This is a genomic window from Klebsiella sp. H-Nf2 (assembly GCF_002806645.1).
Classification (GTDB): Bacteria; Pseudomonadota; Gammaproteobacteria; order Enterobacterales; family Enterobacteriaceae; genus Klebsiella; species Klebsiella variicola.
The window spans coordinates 255,783-273,256 of the sequence record NZ_PIBL01000001.1 but is presented as its reverse complement, the minus strand read 5'-3'; the positions used below and the strand labels follow the sequence as shown (position 1 = coordinate 273,256).

The following is a 17,474-nucleotide window of genomic DNA, read 5'->3' as shown; positions in this document are numbered from 1 at the left end:
TAATCCTTTTGCGCCTTCCCCACGGCGGCATTATTTCATCCCGCGCGTGACGCGGTTGGCCAGCCGGCTGAGCAGCGGCTCCAGCGCCACCGCCAGCAGCATTTTCAGCGGCCGACGCGCGACCGATTTAACCGCCCAGCCGGCAACGCCCGCCGGGCCGTAACGCAGCGCGGTCAGCAGCGCCAGCTTACCGACGATTTTCAGACCGGGCTTCACCTGCTGCCCGGCGCGTTGCCATTTGCTATTCATGCGTTGCCTCACTCGTTAAAAACAGGATTTACAGCTGGCGAAAGCGGCTGCGCAGCGTAAAGGTGTCGGAGGTCACATACCGCTCCATTTCACGCAGGCGCTGTTCACCGGAGGCCAGTTCGGCATCCACGGCGGCCAGCAGATCGCCATTGCTCGGCGCCTTGTGACCGTACAGTTCACTGTCCGGCATCGGATCCAGAGCAAAAGTCAAAATGATGTAGGCCACCAGGACAAAGAAAAAGAGGCCGAATATCATCGCCAGCACGGTAATCAGACGCACCAGCTTCACCGGGACATCAAGATGCTGAGCAATGCCCGCGCAAACGCCCTTCACCATCCCGCGCTGCGGGATACGCCACAGTTTTTTATTCAGATCCAGTCCGGCCATTATTTGTCTCTCCAGTTCGGATGTTCAGCATCCAGGATCGCTTCCAGCGCCTGAATACGTTCGCTCATCCGCTTCGCGTCATCGGTCAACTGCAGCAGCCGTTGCTGCTCATTTTGCGTCAGACTGCCGTTGGCGCCGCGATTGTTGTAGTGCAGCCACAGCCAGACCGGCAGAACAAACAGCACAAACAGCGTCAGCGGAATGGCGAGAAAAAGCATGCTCATGTGTACTCCTTACAGGGGGTGAGCCGCGGCGCAACGCCGCGCCGCGCAATCATACTTACTGGTTGGACTGATTCATTTTGGCTTTCAACGCCGCCAGCTGCTCGCTGATTTCATCGTCCGCTTTCAGTTCGGCAAACTGCTGATCCAGCGTCTGCTGCTTGCCAAAGCGGTGGCTCTCCGCTTCCGCTTCCATCTGATCAATGCGACGCTCAAAGGATTCAAAGCGGGCCATCGCCTCATCCAGTTTACCGCTGTCCAGCTGGCGACGCACATCGCGGGACGAACTCGCCGCCTGATGGCGCAGCGCCAGCGCCTGCTGACGAGCGCGGGTTTCGCTGAGTTTGTTCTCCAGCTCGCCAATCTCTTTCTTCATGCGCGCCAGCGTTTCATCCACCAGCTGCACTTCATGATCAAGTTGAGCGATAAGGTCGGTCAGCTTCTGTTTTTCGATCAGCGCCGCCCGGGCCAGATCCTCTTTCTCTTTACGCAGCGCCAGCTCGGCTTTTTCCTGCCATTCCGCCTGCTGGGCGACCGCCTGCTCAATACGACGGATCAGCTGTTTCTTTTCCGCCAGCGCGCGGGCCGACGTGGAACGCACTTCCACCAGCGTGTCTTCCATCTCCTGGATCATCAGACGCACCAGCTTTTGCGGGTCCTCCGCTTTCTCCAGCAGGGAGTTGATGTTGGCGTTCACGATGTCGGCAAAACGAGAAAAAATACCCATAATTTCAATCCTCATAGTTCTGGTTTCAGGCATTCACCTGTGGCTTAGCTAATACAAATGACGTGCCAACTTTTTATCTTATTGATTTTAAACAGAGTGGTTGCGAATTGTGCAGGGCATTGCTACAGTCACCTGGTTAATCACACTACTTAATGGCGAAATTCATCATGGCGCAGTACAAGGATAATCTGCTGGGCGAGGCCAACAGCTTTCTCGAGGTGCTGGAACAGGTTTCCCGGCTGGCTCCGCTGGATAAGCCGGTGCTGGTCATCGGCGAGCGCGGCACCGGGAAAGAGCTTATCGCTAACCGTCTCCACTACCTCTCCAGCCGCTGGCAGGGGCCGTTTATCTCGCTGAACTGCGCGGCGCTGAACGACAATTTGCTCGATTCGGAACTATTCGGCCACGAAGCCGGGGCCTTCACCGGGGCCAGCAAGCGCCATCCCGGGCGCTTCGAGCGCGCCGACGGCGGGACGTTATTTCTTGATGAGCTGGCGACGGCGCCGATGCTGGTGCAGGAGAAGCTATTAAGAGTCATTGAATATGGCGAGCTGGAGCGCGTAGGTGGTAGCCAGCCGCTGCAGGTTAACGTCCGGCTGGTGTGCGCCACCAACGCCGATCTGCCGCAAATGGTAGAGGAAGGCCATTTTCGCGCCGACCTGCTCGACCGTCTGGCCTTCGACGTGGTACAGCTCCCCCCGTTGCGTGAACGGCAGAGCGACATCATGCTGCTCGCCAACCAGTTTGCCATTCAGATGTGCCGCGAGCTCGGTTTGCCGCTGTTTCCCGGCTTCAGCGAACGTGCCACCGCAACGCTGCTCGGCTACCGCTGGCCAGGGAATATTCGTGAACTGAAGAATGTCGTCGAGCGCTCGGTCTATCGCCACGGCGACAGCGAGCACGAGCTGGACGCCATTATCCTCAACCCTTTCCGTCAGACCGCGGCCTCCGTGCCGGAGGCCGCGTCCGGGGACGAGCTGCCCGCTCTGCCGCTGGATCTGCGCGATTTTCAGCTCCAGCAGGAAAAACGCCTGCTGCAGCGGAGTCTGCAGCAGGCGAAGTATCATCAGAAGCAGGCGGCGGAGCTGCTGGGGTTAACCTATCACCAGCTCCGCGCGCTACTGAAAAAACATCAGCTGTGAGAGGCGCGCGGCAGCAGCAGCGCGCTCACCGCCATCGCCCCCAGGCATAAGACGGCGTTAAACCACAGGGCATACTGGGCGGCATGGGCCATGCCCAGCGGCAAAAACAGCGCGAAAAGTGACGCGGTCACGGCAATACCCATCGCCCCGCCCAGCGAGCTGCCCATCTTGTAGATCCCCGAGGCGACGCCGATTTTGTTCTCCGGCGCGTTGGCCACCGCCGTATCCGTTGAGGGTGTGGCGTAGCAGCCCAGCCCGAGGCCAAACAGCACGTTGCTGGCGAACACCACCCCGATATACAGCGCCTTATCGAGAAAAGTGCAGGATATCAGGCCGATGGCAATCGCGGTCAGCACCGGCCCGGCCATCATCGGCAGCCGGGCGCCATAGCGCTGCAGCAGCTTCTCGCCCACCCGGATCATCGCCAGGACGGTCACCAGATAGCCGAGGGTCATCATCCCGCTCTCCAGCGGCGTCAGGTGGTGCCCCTGCTGCAGCCAGATGCTGGCGATCATCATGGTGCCAATCGCCCCATTGAGCAGAAAGTTCGACAGCACTGCCGCGCCGTAGGCCCGGTTACGAAACAGCGCAAAATCAATCAGCGCCGCCTCGCCTTTGCGCATGCCGTTGCGGATAAATACCGCCCCCGCCGCCAGCGCCCCGACCAGCATGGTCAACGACAGCGGACTGCTCCATCCCCAGCCATGGCCCTTGCTGATAAACAAATTCACCAGCACCAGCGCGGCAATCAGGCTCAGCAGACCGCCGACGTCCAGCTTATGCTGGCTGGCGCTGGCGCTGCGGCTCTCCGGCGTGCCGCGCAGCAAAAACAGCGCCAGCAGAGCGACGGCAATGGAGAAGACGAAGATCCAGCGCCAGCCGAGCCCGGTGGCAATGGCTCCGCCAACGAAGGAACAGAGACCGCTGCCGCCCCACGAGCCGATGACCCAGAAGCTGACCGCCCGCTGCCGCGCACACCCCTCATACCAGGTCTTAATCAGCGCCAGCGTCGCCGGCATAATGCACGCCGCCGACAGCCCCTGCAGCACCCGGCCGGCCAGGAACAGCCCCGGCCCCTGAGCGACCACCAGCATGGCGCTGCCGACGATACTCAGCCCCAGTCCGAGGGTGGTCATCCGCATCCGGCCAAACTTGTCCGCCAGGCCGCCGCTGGCGACCACGAAACAGCCGCTGAACAGCGCGCTGAGACTGACGGCCAGGGTTAAGGTTTCAAGGGAGATATCAAGACTGCTTTTCATCGCCGGCACCACGTTAATCACCGACTGGGCAAACAGCCAGAAGGTTAAAACGCTTAGCACAATCCCCACCAGCAGGCGATCGCTGCCGACAAAGGGGGTGTCGCTCACGGTGACAGTGCTCATCGCATGGCCCTCCTGTTTCCGGTGATTAACGCAAATAGTGTTCCGCCAGACCGCACCACAGCGCCGCCCCGGTCAGCAACAGCGCGTCGTTGAAGTCATAGCCCGGGTTATGGACCATGCAGCGATCCGGCTCATCGCCAGCGCCGATGGTGAAATAGCTGCCATGCGGGTGCTGTTCCAGCATGAAGGCAAAATCTTCACTGCCCATAAACGGCTTCACCTCGCCCACCTGCTCTGCGCCAAACAGCGATGTCGCCACCTCCCGCACCATCGCGTTGGCCGCCGGATCGTTACGCAATACCGGGCTGCCGTTGACGTGCGTCAGCGTGGCCGTGGCGTTGAAGCTCTCCGCCTGAGCCACGGCGATATCATGGATCCGCTGCAGCACGGTCTCGCGCACCTGCTCATTGAGGGTGCGCACCGTGAGCTTCATCAGCACGTGATCGTTAATGATATTGGGCGCGTGTCCGGCCTGGATGCTGCCGACGGTCACCACCGCCGGTTCGAACGGGGTGATATTCCGCGAGACGATCGACTGCAGCGCGAGGGTGATATGGCAGGCGACCAGCGTGGCATCCACGGTATGCTCCGGTACCGCGCCGTGGCCGCCAACGCCTTTCACCTCAATATGCAGCGTATCGGAGGAGGCCATCATCGCCCCGTCGCGCAGGCCGATCTTGCCCAGCGGCTGACCCGGCATATTGTGCAAGCCGAAGATGGCATCGCAGGGGAACCGGTCAAACAGACCGTCCTCGACCATCACTCGCCCGCCGTACAACAGCTCTTCCGCGGGCTGGAAAATCAGCTGCAGCGTCCCGGTAAACTGGCGGGTGCGCGCCAGATATTCAGCCGCGTAGAGCAGCGTGGTGGTGTGCCCGTCATGGCCGCAGCCGTGGAAACGCCCGTCAACCTGGCTTGCCCACGGCTTCCCGCTCCGCTCCTGCATCGGCAGGGCATCCATATCCGCCCGCAGGCCGAGGCGTTTTTTTCCGTGGCCGACGCGCAGCGTGCCCACCACTCCGGTGCCCGCCAGGCCGCGGTGAACCTCGTATCCCCACTCGCCAAGCAGTCGAGCGACCTCATTGCTGGTTTGATGTTCTTCAAAGCCGATCTCCGGCTGCTGGTGGAACTGGCGACGCAGGGCAATAAATTGCGCCTCGTTGACCTGCAAGGCTTCAAGCAACGGATGTGTCATTTTTGTTATTCCTGTGTTGTGTTTGCACGACACTTTCGAGTTTATGCGGGTGAAACAGCTTTCAGGTGCGCTTTTTTGTTTTATATTGACGAGAAATCAATGACTGTTTTTCATACATATCAGTTATGACAAAAAATAACGGGTTGTTTTTTGTCTGCGGAGGAGTGTCACGTGGAGCAGCATTCAGGCGACTTTAGCGTCACCGTGCGCGATGTACGTCAGTTGAACCAGACAGAAGGCGATCTGCTGACGCTGCTATGGGTGCTGGAGGGGAGCGTAAATCTGACGGAGGCGGAAGGTGTGCCGCAGCCGCTCGCCGCCGACGAGCTGGCGATCGTTAACCGCAACCGTCGCTGGAGTCTGCGCAGCGCCGGTACCAACGCAGTGATGATCCTGACCCTTTCCGCCAGCTGGCTGACCCGCCTTGACAGCGCTTTTTTTGCTGTCGACTATCAGATAACGCCGCGCACCCGGGATGCGGAGGACGGCCTGCGCCGCCTGATGCGCCAGCTGCTGGTGAGCGGCCTGGTCAAGCATCCCGGCCATTACCGACTGGAGGCCAACCGCTGGCTGAGTGAGATAGCGCTCCTGCTGGCCACGCGCTTCAGCCAGCCCATCGCCTCCACGCCGCGCCGCGGAGCGGAGAACTGGAGCCGGCGAATAGCCAGCGTGGTGGCGCGGATCGACGCCAACTATCAGCGCCGCCTCTCGTTGCAGGAGGTGGCGGCAGCGGAATTTGTCTCCGAGGCCTGGCTGTCACGCTTATTTCACAAAGAAGTCGGGGTGAGTTTTGTTCAGTACCTCACCGCGCTGCGCCTGCGCCACGCCGCCGATCAGTTGTTGACCACCCGCAAACCCGCCCAGCAAATCGCCCGCGAACAGGGGTTCGCCAGTAACCGTATGATGAGCGATCTGTTTAAGCGCCAGCACGGCGTGACGCCGCGCCAGTATCGTGAACAGCATCCCCGGGAGCTTGCCCGACCGCGTCCGCCGCAGGCCGACCGCTGGCAGCTGGTCGCTGTCGACCGGCTCTATGCTCGCCTCAATGAACCGGAACCACGCGACCGGGAAAGTCCCCCGCTGCCGATCAATCCGCCGCAGACCCGGGAGATCAACCTGCACGATCGCCCGGCGCGCGCCGCTGTGCTGCGCCATACCCGGATGGTGGTGACCGTGCGCGAGCTGGACGACCTGCTACGGGAGGATGTGCGCCGGGAACTGGAGCAGCTGCACCGCGCCCTGCCGGTGTATGCCATCGATATCAACGATCCCTTTCTCAGCAGCCGGCTGTTCGGCACCGGCTGGGACGATCCGCAGATGGCCGGCTACGCCTGCTGGTATAACCTGCAGCAGATTTTTAGCTGGCTGGCGGCGATGGGCTGGAACGTGATCCTCCACACCGGCGTCACCACCCGCAGCGACCTGCTGCAGCGGTTTCTGCTGCTCGCCGCCAACCATTTTCCGCCGGCCACGCTCAACAGCTGGCGCTTTGTCTGGCACTGGTCGCCGCAGGCCAGCGAAGCGACCCGCCAGGCGGCCTGGCGCCAGCAGCGCGAGGTTCTTCACCGCCTGCTGCCGCAGCCGCAGCTGGGGATCTGGCACCGCTTTGCTCCCAGCGATCCCGGTAACGATCCGTTGTTTCACTCACCGCTGCTGGCGGAGGCGGATTTTCTCGCCTGCCAGGCAGATGCCAACGAACAACTGGATCTGGCGCAGGCAGACAGCAGCCGCCTGGCCTCCAGCGAACATTATCCGCTGCACAAGCTGCGGCAGATCCACAGCGCCCTGCGCCAGCGACAGCTTAACCTGCCGCTGTGGCTGCTCTCCTGGAATACCCTGACCGGCGATACGCGGGATACCAACGGCCGCTTTTTTCGCGGCGCGCTGTTGATGGATAATCTGCTGGGGGTGGCGGACCAGGTCTGGCTGGCGGGCTTCTGGTTAAATTCAGGCCTCCAGGGCGAAGCCCGCGCTAACGGGAAGCTCGATACCTCCAGCCTGGCGCTGCACTATCTGCACGGGCTGCCTCGCCCGGTTTACTGGGTACTGTGGCTCTGGCGGCGGCTGCGCGGCGAGATCCTGTTTCAGGATAAAAACCTGCTGTTGCTTCACCACCAGGGGCACTACCAGCTGCTGCTGCGCAATACGGTGGTCTACAATCCCTGGCTCTCCAGCGAAGCGGCCTTTATCCAGCGTTTCAGCCAGCCCTACAGCGTGCGGCTGCAGGGCCTGGAGGGCGGCTGGCGCGTCAAACAGCACCTGTTCGATCAGCATCATGGCGCGTTATTCCCGCTGGTCGACGCCTTTCGCAGCCGCAGCGGCCCCGACGCTGAGGATTACCAGTGGTTGATGCATCGGGCTCGTCCGGCGCTCAGTGTGGAAGATGCCCGGCTTGACGGACACTGGCTGCGGGTCGACTCGCTGGAAAGCAACGCTTTGGCGCTGTACGAATTTACGCCTCAGCGCGCTCCCGGCGAGGATCCCGCCCCCGCAAGCAATCCGTGAATTTTGCGCTGGCTCTCCGTCGTCGCCGGGTTGAAAACCAGCAGCGACAGATCGGGGCGGCCTTCCACGGCAAAAGAGGTGAACTCCAGATCGAGCGGGCCCATCTGCGGATGGTGAATGCGCTTATAGCCTTCTCCGTGGCCGGCGACGTCATGGCTTTGCCAGAAACGGGCGAACTCAACGCTCTGCTGCGTGAGTTCAGCGATCAACTGGTCAGTTTCCGTCGTCGCCCCCATCCGGGTGACGTCGGCGCGAAAAGCGTTGACGATAAGCTGCCCCACCGTCTGCCAGTCCTCCAGCGTGCAGCGGGCTTCAGGTCGGGTAAACAGGCGACGCAGTACGTTGCGCTCCGCCAGCGGTAGCTGGCTGTAGTCGGTCAGCACCCTGGCCGCCGCCGCGTTCCAGGCGATGACGTCCCAGCTGGCGGTGCGGATAATCGCCGGAATAGTAATAGCGTCAAGCACCCGCTGCAGCCGCGGCGTCATATCATCTGTCACCGTCAGACGCGTCTGCGGCGGATGGCCAAAGGCGAGAATAAACAGATGCTCGCGCTCCGGAGTGGTCAGCCGCAGACCGCAGGCGATCCGCTCCAGCACCTCGCGGGAGGGCGCCCCGCCGCGCCCCTGTTCAAGCCAGGTATACCAGGTCGGGCTGATACTGGCGAGCTGCGCGACCTCTTCGCGGCGCAGCCCCGGCGTGCGCCGGCGTCCCGCCGGGAAGCCAAACGTCGCCGGATCGAGGCGCTGGCGCCGGGCGCGGAGAAAATCGCCTAAAGCATGGTTGTCAGAAGTGTTCATCATCTGCCTGTGGGTTCTGCCTGTTAGAATTTATACCCCGATAATGTCTCTACTTTTATAGTATGACATCGCAGGTAGGATACGCCTGAAACCCGTTCAGGAGATCCATGATGCGTATATTTCTTACCGGCGCGAGCGGATTTATCGGCTCACGTATTCTTCCGGCCCTGCAGGCGTCGGGCCATCAGGTTATCGGCCTCGCGCGCAGCGACACCGCAGCGCAGACCCTGAAAGCGGCAGGCGTCGAGGTGCACCGCGGCACGCTGGACGCCCCGGACTCGCTACTGGCTGGCGTCGAGGGCGCTGACGCGGTGATCCATACCGCCTTCGACCACGACTTCAGCCGCTTTGCCGCCAACTGCGAGAAAGACCGCCAGGCGATCCTGACCATGGGTCGGGCGTTGCAAGGCAGCGCGCGGCCGCTGGTCATCACCTCCGGCACATTGATGGGCGACGACGGGAGCGGCGTCCCGGCCCGGGAGTCGTTCTTCAACTCAGGGCACCCCAGCCCGCGCACCGCCTCTGAGCTCGCCGGTCAGCAACTGCTGGAGGCGGGAGTGGATGTTCGGGTGGTTCGCCTGCCGCAGGTACATGACACCGTGCGCCAGGGGCTACTGACCAGCTATATCGAGCGCGCGGTCGCCAACGGGGCGGTGGCCCTGCGCGGCGAGGGAAGCAACCGCTGGTCCGCCGCCCATGTCAATGACGTCGCGCGACTGTACGTTAGCGCCCTGCTGCAGGGCGCGGCCGGCGAGCGCTACCATGCGGTGGACGAAGAGGGGATCGCGTTACGCGATATTGCTACGGTAATTGCTCAGGGATTAAACCTGCCGCTGACCCACCTGGATGAGTCGCAGGTCGACGCCTGGTTCGGCTGGTTTGCGCCATTTACCGCCCTTGACCTGCGCGCCAGCTCCGCATGGACCCGTGAGCGATTGCAGTGGCAGCCGGTTGGCCCCGGGCTGCTGGAGGACCTGCGACATATGGATTATCAAAAAGTGACGTTGTCACCATAAGCAGGCACGGCCCCTGCTTATTTCCTGACGGGCTCGCCCGCTGCCCGTCAGCCCCTCTGCTCTCTCCCCGCTATACTGAATATATCTCCCCGACGTCAGCGCCTGTTTCATCGTCTGGCAAACCGCGGCCAAACAGACCTGACTGGCGATATCGGCGATAAAAAGTTACCATGTTTCAATATACAGACTCGGTTCCGCTACTATTTTAATCAATTGACTGAATACTATACGCTCCCGGTGACCGCATTATCCCTCAGGCTTATTGAAGGCGGTGGTGAATGTCTATTAATCTTAATAAGATAGAGTTCAACTCTATAATCAAACAGAAAATATGCGCCTGAAATTGTCATCTCTCCTGGCAGCGGTTTCCCTGCTGTGTGGGCAGGCCTTTGCCGCCCCTGTGCTCCCTGACCGCGCCGATATCCGCGACAGCGGTTTCGTCTATTGCGTCAGCGGCCAGGTGAATACCTTTAATCCGCAGAAAGTCAGCAGCGGCCTGATTGTCGATACACTGGCCGCTCAGATCTACGATCGCCTGCTTGACGTCGATCCCTATACCTACCGGCTGGTCCCCGAGCTGGCGGAGAGCTGGGAAGTCCTTGATAACGGCGCCACCTACCGCTTCCACCTGCGCCGCCATGTCCCGTTTCAACGCACGGCATGGTTTACCCCGACGCGGGACTTCAACGCGGATGATGTGATTTTTACCTTTGGCCGTATTTTTAACCGCGACCATCCGTGGCACAACGTCAACGGCAGCAGCTTCCCCTACTTCGACAGTCTGCAGTTTGCTGACAGCGTGGAGAGTGTGCGTAAGCTGGATAATCAGACCGTGGAGTTTCGCCTCAAGCGGCCGGACGCTTCGTTCCTCTGGCATCTGGCCACTCACTATGCGTCGATTACCTCTGCCGAATATGCCGCCCGGTTAACGCAAGACGACCGCCAGGAGCAGCTGGATCGCCAGCCGGTCGGCACCGGTCCGTTCCAGTTGTCCGAGTACCGCTCCGGGCAATATATCCGTCTGCAGCGTCACCCCGACTACTGGCGCGGCAAACCGTTGATGCCGCAGGTGGTGGTGGACCTCGGCTCTGGCGGTACCGGCCGGCTGTCGAAACTGCTCACCGGGGAATGCGACGTGCTGGCCTGGCCCGCCGCCAGCCAGCTGACGATCCTGCGCGACGACCCGCGCCTGCGCCTGACGCTGCGCCCGGGAATGAACATTGCCTGGCTGGCCTTCAACACCGCCAAGCCGCCGCTGGATAACCCCGAGGTGCGCCACGCGCTGGCGCTGGCCATTAACAACCAGCGCCTGATGCAGTCCATCTACTACGGCACCGCAGAGACGGCGGCATCCATGCTGCCGCGCGCCTCGTGGGCCTATGATAACGACGCTAAGATTACCGAATATAATCCCAAGGAGGCCCGCACGCGCCTGAAGGCCCTGGGGCTGGAAAACCTGACCCTCAAGCTGTGGGTGCCCACCAGCTCGCAGGCGTGGAACCCCAGCCCGCTGAAAACGGCGGAGCTTATCCAGGCGGATATGGCGCAGATTGGCGTCAAGGTGATTATTGTGCCGGTGGAGGGGCGCTTCCAGGAAGCGCGCCTGATGGACATGAACCATGATCTGACGCTCTCCGGCTGGGCGACGGACAGCAACGATCCGGACAGTTTCTTCCGGCCGCTGCTAAGCTGCGCGGCGATCGCCTCACAAACCAACTTTGCCCACTGGTGTAACCGGGAGTTTGATGACGTGCTGCAAAAAGCGCTGCTCTCGCAACAGCTCTCCTCGCGGATGGACGCTTACAAAGAGGCGCAGCGGATCCTCGCCCGCGAACTGCCGGTCCTGCCGCTGGCCTCCTCGCTGCGTTTGCAGGCCTATCGCTATGATATGAAAGGCCTCGTGCTGAGCCCCTTCGGTAACGCTTCGTTCGCTGGCGTATCGCGGGAGAAAACCGAAGAGGTGAAAAAGCCATGATTATTTTTACCCTGCGTCGTCTGCTGTTGCTGCTGGTCACCCTCTTTTTCCTGACCTTTATCGGCTTCAGCCTGAGTTATTTCACCCCTCATGCGCCGCTACAGGGCGCCTCCCTGTGGAATGCGTGGCTGTTCTGGTTTCAAGGGGTGCTGCACTGGGATTTTGGCGTCTCCAGCATTAACGGCCAGCTGATTTCCGAACAACTGCGCGACGTGTTCCCGGCGACCATGGAGTTGTGCATCCTCGCCTTCGGCTTTGCCCTGCTGATTGGCATTCCGGTGGGCATGATCGCCGGCGTAATGCGCAATAAATGGCCCGATACGCTGATCAGCTCCATCGCGCTGGTTGGTTTCTCGATCCCGGTGTTCTGGCTGGCGCTGCTGCTAACCCTCTTCTTCTCGCTGACTCTTGGCTGGTTTCCGGTCTCTGGCCGCTTCGATCTGCTGTATGAGGTGAAAACCGTCACCGGTTTTGCGCTGATTGACGCCTGGATCTCGGACTCGCCATGGCGCCATGAGATGATCGTCAGCGCCGCGCGGCATATGGTGCTGCCGGTGCTGACCCTGGCGGTGGCCCCCACCACCGAGGTGATCCGCCTGATGCGCATCAGCACCAGCGAGGTCTATGACACCAACTATGTGAAGGCGGCTGCCACCCGCGGCGTGTCGCGACGCAAAATTTTACTGCGCCATGTACTGCACAACGCCCTGCCGCCGGTGATCCCGCGCCTCGGCCTGCAGTTTTCCACCATGCTCACCCTGGCGATGATCACTGAGATGGTGTTCAGCTGGCCCGGACTGGGACGCTGGCTGATCAACGCGATCCGCCAGCAGGACTACGCGGCGATCTCCGCCGGCGTCATGGTGATTGGCGCACTGGTTATTATCGTCAACGTGATTTCCGATATCCTCGGTGCCATGGCTAACCCGCTGAAACATAAGGAATGGTATGCCCTACGATAGCGTTTATCTGGAAAAGCGTCCGCCTGGCGCGCTACGCACCGTATGGCGTAAATTCTATGGTGACACCACGGCGATGATCGGCCTGTACGGCTGCGCGGGTCTGCTGTTGCTCTGCGTCTTCGGCGGCTGGTTCGCCCCCTATGGTATCGATCAGCAATTCCTTGGCTATCAGTTGCTGCCGCCGTCGTGGTCGCGCTATGGCGAAGTCTCCTTCTTCCTGGGGACCGATGACCTGGGCCGCGATGTGCTGAGCAGGCTGCTGAGCGGCGCGGCGCCGACCGTCGGCGGGGCCTTCGTCGTCACCCTCGGCGCGACGCTGTTTGGCCTGGTGCTGGGCGTGATTGCCGGGTCGACCCACGGCCTGCGCTCGGCGGTGATGAACCATATCCTGGATACCCTGCTCTCTATTCCCTCGCTGCTTCTGGCGATTATCGTCGTCGCCTTTGCCGGGCCGCACCTCAGCCATGCGATGTTCGCCGTCTGGCTGGCGCTGCTCCCGCGCATGGTGCGTTCCGTCTACAGCATGGTCCACGATGAGCTGGAGAAAGAGTACATCATCGCCGCCCGCCTCGACGGGGCGTCGACGCTGAACATTCTGCTGTTCGCCATTCTGCCCAATATTGCCTCTGGCCTGGTGACCGAGATCACCCGCGCCCTGTCGATGGCCATTCTGGATATTGCCGCGCTGGGCTTTCTTGATCTCGGCGCCCAGCTGCCTTCACCGGAATGGGGAGCCATGCTGGGCGATGCGCTGGAGCTTATCTATGTCGCACCGTGGACCGTGATGCTGCCCGGGGCCGCGATTATGCTCAGCGTACTGCTGGTCAACCTGCTGGGCGACGGTATTCGCCGGGCGATCATTGCCGGGGTACAATAATGCCGCTACTCGATATTCGTCACTTAACTATCGAATTTAGAACCAACGAAGGTTGGGTGAAAGCCGTCGATCGCGTCAGTCTGACCCTGACTGAAGGCGAGATCCGCGGCCTGGTGGGCGAATCCGGTTCCGGGAAAAGCCTTATCGCCAAAGCCATCTGTGGGGTGACCAAAGACAACTGGCGGGTCACCGCCGACCGCATGCGTTTCGATGATATCGACCTGCTGCGGCTGTCGAACCGCGAGCGGCGCAAACTGATCGGCCACAACGTGTCGATGATTTTCCAGGAGCCGCAGTCCTGTCTTGATCCCTCTGAGCGCATCGGCCAGCAGCTGATCCAGAGTATCCCCGGCTGGACCTATAAGGGCCGCTGGTGGCAACGGCTGGGCTGGCGTAAGCGCCGGGCGATAGAGCTGTTGCACCGCGTCGGCATTAAGGATCACAAAGACGCGATGCGCAGCTTCCCCTATCAGCTCACCGACGGTGAGTGTCAGAAGGTGATGATTGCCATCGCCCTGGCCAACCAGCCGCGTCTGCTGATCGCCGATGAACCCACCAATGCCATGGAACCCACCACCCAGGCGCAGATTATTCGTCTGCTGACGCGGCTCAACCAGAATAACAACACCACTATTTTGCTGATCAGCCACGACCTGCAGATGCTCAGCAAATGGGCGGATAAAATCAACGTCATGTACTGCGGACAGACGGTAGAGAGCGGCCCGAGTGAAGAGCTGATCACCCTCCCGCATCACCCGTACACTCAGGCATTGATCCGTGCGATCCCGGATTTTGGCAGCGCCATGCCACATAAAAGCCGCCTCAACACCCTGCCGGGGGCGATCCCGCTGCTGGAGCAGTTGCCCATCGGCTGTCGGCTGGGGCCGCGCTGCCCTTACGCCCAGCGCGAGTGTATTGAAACGCCGCGTCTTACCGGGGCGCGCAACCATCTGTACGCCTGTCATTTCCCGCTGAACATGGAGAAAGAGTGAAATGGTCGAAACATTGCTGGAAGTTCGCCAACTCAGTAAGACCTTTCGCTACCGCACCGGCTGGTTTCACCGCCAGACGGTGGAGGCCGTCAAGCCGCTGAGTTTTACTCTGCGCGAACGGCAGACGCTGGCGATCATCGGCGAGAACGGCTCCGGGAAATCCACCCTCGCCAAGATGCTGGCGGGCATGGTGGAACCCACCAGCGGCGAGCTGCTGATTGACGACCATCCGCTGACCTTCGGGGATTACTCCTACCGCAGCCAGAAGATTCGCATGATCTTTCAGGATCCGTCGACCTCACTGAATCCGCGCCAGCGTATCTCGCAGATCCTCGATTTTCCACTGCGGCTGAATACCGACCTCGACGCCGAGGCGCGGCAGAAGCAGATTATCGACACGTTGCGCATGGTCGGTCTGCTGCCGGACCACGTCAGCTATTACCCCCATATGCTGGCGCCCGGTCAGAAGCAGCGTCTCGGCCTCGCCAGGGCGCTGATCCTGCGCCCGAAGGTCATCGTCTGCGATGAGGCGCTGGCCTCGCTGGATATGTCGATGCGCTCCCAGCTCATTAACCTGATGCTGGAGCTGCAGGAGAAACAGGGCATCTCCTATATCTATGTCACTCAGCACTTGGGAATGATGAAGCACATCAGCGATCAGGTGCTGGTGATGCATAACGGCGAAGTGGTCGAGCGCGGCAGCACCGCCGATGTGCTGGCCTCACCGCTGCACGACCTGACCCGACGCCTGATCGCCGGCCACTTCGGTGAAGCCCTCACCGCCGACGCCTGGCGCAAAGACGGGAAATAGCCCATCTTATTCACCTCGCCCGGTGACCTCACACCGGCGCGTGGTCAGCGTTCCGCTTGAGGATAGCCACTGCGTTGGCGATGTCCGGCGCCAGCCAGCGATCGTCCTCCCAGGTGGGCACGCTTTGGCGCAGCAGATCGCGCGCCCGACGCGTCCCCGCCGCTAGCTTCTGCGGCTCGTGAAAATCGAGCCCCTGGGCCGCGAGTAAATATTCGATACCCAGGATCTGATAGAGGTTGCCGAGCAGGCGCTGCAATTTCAGCGCAGCACTGGTACCCAGGCTTAAATGATCCTCCTGCAAAGCCGAGGTAACAAAATTATCCAGCACCGCCGGCTGCGCCAGCTGCTTATTTTCCGCGCACAACGACGCAGCGACGTACTGGGCAATCATCATGCCTGAATTCACCCCGGGTCGGGCGACCAGAAAGGCCGGCAAGCCGCTCACCAGAGGATTCACCAGCCGGTCAAGGCGTCGTTCGGCGATGGTACCCAGCTCTGCCATGGCAATGGCCAGCAAATCGCAGGCCATTGCCACCGATTCGCCATGGGGATGCGCCTGGGACACCACCCGCCACTGCTCAAGGGTACCCAGGATTAGGGGATTATCGGTACAGGCGTTAAGTTCGATATTAATCTGCGTCTGCGCATGGCTAAACTGGTCGCGGCAGGCGCCATGCACCTGAGGCATCGAGCGGAGACTCAGCGCATCCTGGGTGCGAAGACCTTCGCTTTCGGCCAGAAGATGGCTGTCCGCCAGCAGCTCACGCAGCCGCTGGCCGCTGGTCTGGATCCCGGGACTGGCTTTCAGCGCCAGGATCTCGGCATCGAATGCCACAAGCTGGCCGCGCAGCGCTTCAAAGCTCATCGCCCCGGTCACATCAGCCCAGTTCATTAAGCGCTCGGCGTCGTCTAAGGCCAGGCAGGCCAGGCCGGTCATGCACGGCGTACCGTTAACCAGACTGAGCCCCTCTTTCGCTCCCGGCGCAATGGGCTGCAGATTCAGCTGCGACAGGACCTCTGCCGCAGACCACGTTCGCCCTTGCCATAGCACATCGCCGACTCCCATCAGGGCCAGGCCAACGTGCGCCATATGCGTTAAATAGCCAACCGACCCCTGAGAGGGCACCTGCGGTGTCACGCCATGCTGCAAAAACGTCAGCAGTTGTCGCACTATTCCGGCGGAGATACCGGATTTACCGTGGCTGAAATTGGCCACCGCGGCGCACATAATGGCCCGGGTTGGGGCGACCTCCAGCAGCGGCCCCAGCCCGGTGTTAATCCCATAGGCCACCTGACCGGCGCTAACGATATGCTGGACGATCGCCCGCCCCTGCTCGATACGCGCCCAGGCGCTTTCGCTGAGGCTCAAGGTCGCCTCGCCCCGGGCGACACAAGCCACCTCCTGCCAGCGTATCGGTGCATCGCCCCACTGGATCATATTCATACGACCTGTCCTGGCTGTTGATGGCTGGAGATAAATTGCTTAAAGCGCGCGGAACCCTGAGTGCCAAATAGCGCCTCAGGCGCACCGTCGCAGTCAATCGTCCCCTGGTGCATAAATACCACCCGATTGGAGACATGGCGGGCGAATCCCAGTTCGTGGGTGACCACCAGCATCGTCCGCCCCTCTTCCGCCAGGCTGCGCATGACCTTTAACACCTCGCCGACCAGTTCGGGATCCAGCGCAGAGGTGGGTTCATCAAAGAGCATGACGTCTGGCTCCATCGCCAGCGCGCGGGCTATTGCCACGCGCTGCTGTTGGCCGCCGGAGAGCTGTGCCGGATAGAAATCCTTTCGGTTCAACATCCCCACCCGCTCCAGCAGCTGCTCCGCCTGTTCAATGCAGGTCCGTTTATCCCGTTTGAGCACATAATGCGGCCCCTCAATGACATTCTGCAGGACCGTCATATGCGACCACAGGTTAAAACTTTGAAAGACCATCCCCAGCCGCGAACGCAGGCGCTCTATCTGCCGGGGATTCGCCGCCAGCCGATGCCCGCGGGCGTGGTGCTTCATTTCAATCGTCTCGCCACCGACGCTGACCACCCCGGCATCGGGTGTTTCCAGCAGATTAATGCAGCGCAGCAGCGTACTTTTACCGGAGCCGCTGGCGCCGAGGATCGAAATGACATCGCCCTGCCGGGCCTGGATGGTGATCCCCTTCAGGACATCCAGGGAGCCAAAGGACTTATGAATATCGCTGACCGATAAGGTCACCGGACGTGAATCGAGCAT

At 61.3% G+C, this 17,474-nt stretch carries 17 protein-coding genes; 8 read left to right on the top strand and 9 right to left on the bottom strand.

Annotated features, from left to right (window positions below):
- Positions 1–30: 30 nt before the first annotated feature.
- From pspD to pspA, 4 genes are read right to left on the bottom strand one after another with little or no spacing between them, the layout of a single operon-like run.
- The gene (gene pspD / locus CWM58_RS01395; protein ID WP_002901915.1) at positions 31–249 is read right to left on the bottom strand and encodes a phage shock protein PspD; all 219 of its coding nucleotides are present in this window, start codon (positions 247–249) and stop codon (positions 31–33) included.
- Positions 250–277: 28 nt separating this feature from the next.
- Positions 278–637, bottom strand: coding sequence for an envelope stress response membrane protein PspC (gene pspC / locus CWM58_RS01390; protein ID WP_004203911.1), 360 nt, complete (start codon positions 635–637; stop codon positions 278–280).
- On the bottom strand, positions 637–861 hold the full coding sequence (pspB, locus tag CWM58_RS01385; protein WP_100680022.1) for an envelope stress response membrane protein PspB: 225 nt from the start codon (positions 859–861) through the stop codon (positions 637–639). Before pspB ends, pspC begins: the two co-directional genes overlap by 1 nt.
- 55 nt (positions 862–916) lie before the next feature.
- Positions 917–1,585 (bottom strand): phage shock protein PspA, encoded by a 669-nt coding sequence (gene pspA / locus CWM58_RS01380; protein ID WP_100680021.1) that lies wholly within the window; start codon positions 1,583–1,585, stop codon positions 917–919.
- A gap of 152 nt (positions 1,586–1,737) precedes the next feature.
- Here pspA and pspF point away from each other — a divergent pair, with 152 nt between their 5' ends.
- Entirely contained in the window at positions 1,738–2,727 is a 990-nt protein-coding gene (pspF, locus tag CWM58_RS01375) for a phage shock protein operon transcriptional activator (RefSeq protein ID WP_162893558.1), read from the top strand.
- Here pspF and CWM58_RS01370 read toward each other — a convergent pair.
- Both CWM58_RS01370 and CWM58_RS01365 read right to left on the bottom strand, forming a co-directional pair.
- Positions 2,718–4,109, bottom strand: a complete 1,392-nt coding sequence (locus tag CWM58_RS01370) for an MFS transporter (protein ID WP_100680020.1) — start codon at positions 4,107–4,109, stop codon at positions 2,718–2,720. The two genes, pspF and CWM58_RS01370, sit on opposite strands and share 10 nt — an antisense overlap.
- Positions 4,110–4,134: 25 nt before the next feature.
- Positions 4,135–5,304, bottom strand: coding sequence for a M20 aminoacylase family protein (locus CWM58_RS01365; RefSeq protein WP_008805236.1), 1,170 nt, complete (start codon positions 5,302–5,304; stop codon positions 4,135–4,137).
- Positions 5,305–5,475: 171 nt separating this feature from the next.
- Between CWM58_RS01365 and CWM58_RS01360 the strand changes: the two genes are divergently transcribed.
- Complete coding sequence (locus tag CWM58_RS01360; RefSeq protein ID WP_042948059.1) at positions 5,476–7,809, top strand: helix-turn-helix domain-containing protein; 2,334 nt, start codon at positions 5,476–5,478, stop codon at positions 7,807–7,809.
- Here CWM58_RS01360 and CWM58_RS01355 read toward each other — a convergent pair.
- A complete protein-coding gene (locus CWM58_RS01355) occupies positions 7,764–8,606 on the bottom strand; it encodes a helix-turn-helix transcriptional regulator (protein ID WP_012542025.1) in 843 nt (280 codons plus the stop codon). The genes CWM58_RS01360 and CWM58_RS01355 overlap by 46 nt on opposite strands.
- A 107-nt stretch (positions 8,607–8,713) precedes the next feature.
- Between CWM58_RS01355 and CWM58_RS01350 the strand changes: the two genes are divergently transcribed.
- From CWM58_RS01350 to sapF, 6 genes are all read left to right on the top strand, one after another.
- Positions 8,714–9,622, top strand: a complete 909-nt coding sequence (locus CWM58_RS01350) for an SDR family oxidoreductase (RefSeq protein ID WP_165785667.1) — start codon at positions 8,714–8,716, stop codon at positions 9,620–9,622.
- A 331-nt stretch (positions 9,623–9,953) separates the two neighbouring features.
- Positions 9,954–11,597, top strand: a complete 1,644-nt coding sequence (sapA, locus tag CWM58_RS01345; RefSeq protein ID WP_061154889.1) for an ABC transporter substrate-binding protein SapA — start codon at positions 9,954–9,956, stop codon at positions 11,595–11,597.
- Positions 11,594–12,559, top strand: coding sequence for a putrescine export ABC transporter permease SapB (sapB, locus tag CWM58_RS01340; RefSeq protein ID WP_100680018.1), 966 nt, complete (start codon positions 11,594–11,596; stop codon positions 12,557–12,559). Before sapA ends, sapB begins: the two co-directional genes overlap by 4 nt.
- Positions 12,546–13,436: a putrescine export ABC transporter permease SapC gene (sapC, locus tag CWM58_RS01335; RefSeq protein ID WP_061154891.1), complete on the top strand. Its 891-nt coding sequence runs from the start codon at positions 12,546–12,548 to the stop codon at positions 13,434–13,436. Before sapB ends, sapC begins: the two co-directional genes overlap by 14 nt.
- Positions 13,436–14,428, top strand: a complete 993-nt coding sequence (sapD, locus tag CWM58_RS01330; RefSeq protein ID WP_061154892.1) for a putrescine export ABC transporter ATP-binding protein SapD — start codon at positions 13,436–13,438, stop codon at positions 14,426–14,428. The genes sapC and sapD overlap by 1 nt, the downstream gene beginning before the upstream one ends.
- A gap of 1 nt (position 14,429) precedes the next feature.
- On the top strand, positions 14,430–15,239 hold the full coding sequence (sapF, locus tag CWM58_RS01325; protein WP_004140269.1) for a putrescine export ABC transporter ATP-binding protein SapF: 810 nt from the start codon (positions 14,430–14,432) through the stop codon (positions 15,237–15,239).
- Between the two features lie 28 nt (positions 15,240–15,267).
- Here the strand turns inward: sapF and CWM58_RS01320 are convergent, their stop codons facing one another.
- Positions 15,268–16,683, bottom strand: a complete 1,416-nt coding sequence (locus CWM58_RS01320) for an HAL/PAL/TAL family ammonia-lyase (protein ID WP_100680017.1) — start codon at positions 16,681–16,683, stop codon at positions 15,268–15,270.
- Complete coding sequence (locus tag CWM58_RS01315) at positions 16,680–17,474, bottom strand: ABC transporter ATP-binding protein (RefSeq protein ID WP_008807802.1); 795 nt, start codon at positions 17,472–17,474, stop codon at positions 16,680–16,682. Before CWM58_RS01315 ends, CWM58_RS01320 begins: the two co-directional genes overlap by 4 nt.

Coding starts and splice junctions, on each gene's coding strand:
- CWM58_RS01355 (WP_012542025.1), bottom strand. CDS start 8,606: ATGAACACTTCTGACAACCATGCTTTAGGCGATTTTCTCCGCGCCCGG.
- CWM58_RS01365 (WP_008805236.1), bottom strand. CDS start 5,304: ATGACACATCCGTTGCTTGAAGCCTTGCAGGTCAACGAGGCGCAATTT.
- pspA (WP_100680021.1), bottom strand. CDS start 1,585: ATGGGTATTTTTTCTCGTTTTGCCGACATCGTGAACGCCAACATCAAC.
- pspF (WP_162893558.1), top strand. CDS start 1,738: ATGGCGAAATTCATCATGGCGCAGTACAAGGATAATCTGCTGGGCGAG.
- sapC (WP_061154891.1), top strand. CDS start 12,546: ATGCCCTACGATAGCGTTTATCTGGAAAAGCGTCCGCCTGGCGCGCTA.
- CWM58_RS01370 (WP_100680020.1), bottom strand. CDS start 4,109: ATGAGCACTGTCACCGTGAGCGACACCCCCTTTGTCGGCAGCGATCGC.
- CWM58_RS01315 (WP_008807802.1), bottom strand. CDS start 17,474: ATGCTCGATTCACGTCCGGTGACCTTATCGGTCAGCGATATTCATAAG.
- pspB (WP_100680022.1), bottom strand. CDS start 861: ATGAGCATGCTTTTTCTCGCCATTCCGCTGACGCTGTTTGTGCTGTTT.
- sapD (WP_061154892.1), top strand. CDS start 13,436: ATGCCGCTACTCGATATTCGTCACTTAACTATCGAATTTAGAACCAAC.
- CWM58_RS01350 (WP_165785667.1), top strand. CDS start 8,714: ATGATGCGTATATTTCTTACCGGCGCGAGCGGATTTATCGGCTCACGT.
- pspC (WP_004203911.1), bottom strand. CDS start 637: ATGGCCGGACTGGATCTGAATAAAAAACTGTGGCGTATCCCGCAGCGC.
- sapB (WP_100680018.1), top strand. CDS start 11,594: ATGATTATTTTTACCCTGCGTCGTCTGCTGTTGCTGCTGGTCACCCTC.
- CWM58_RS01320 (WP_100680017.1), bottom strand. CDS start 16,683: ATGAATATGATCCAGTGGGGCGATGCACCGATACGCTGGCAGGAGGTG.
- pspD (WP_002901915.1), bottom strand. CDS start 249: ATGAATAGCAAATGGCAACGCGCCGGGCAGCAGGTGAAGCCCGGTCTG.
- sapF (WP_004140269.1), top strand. CDS start 14,430: ATGGTCGAAACATTGCTGGAAGTTCGCCAACTCAGTAAGACCTTTCGC.
- sapA (WP_061154889.1), top strand. CDS start 9,954: ATGCGCCTGAAATTGTCATCTCTCCTGGCAGCGGTTTCCCTGCTGTGT.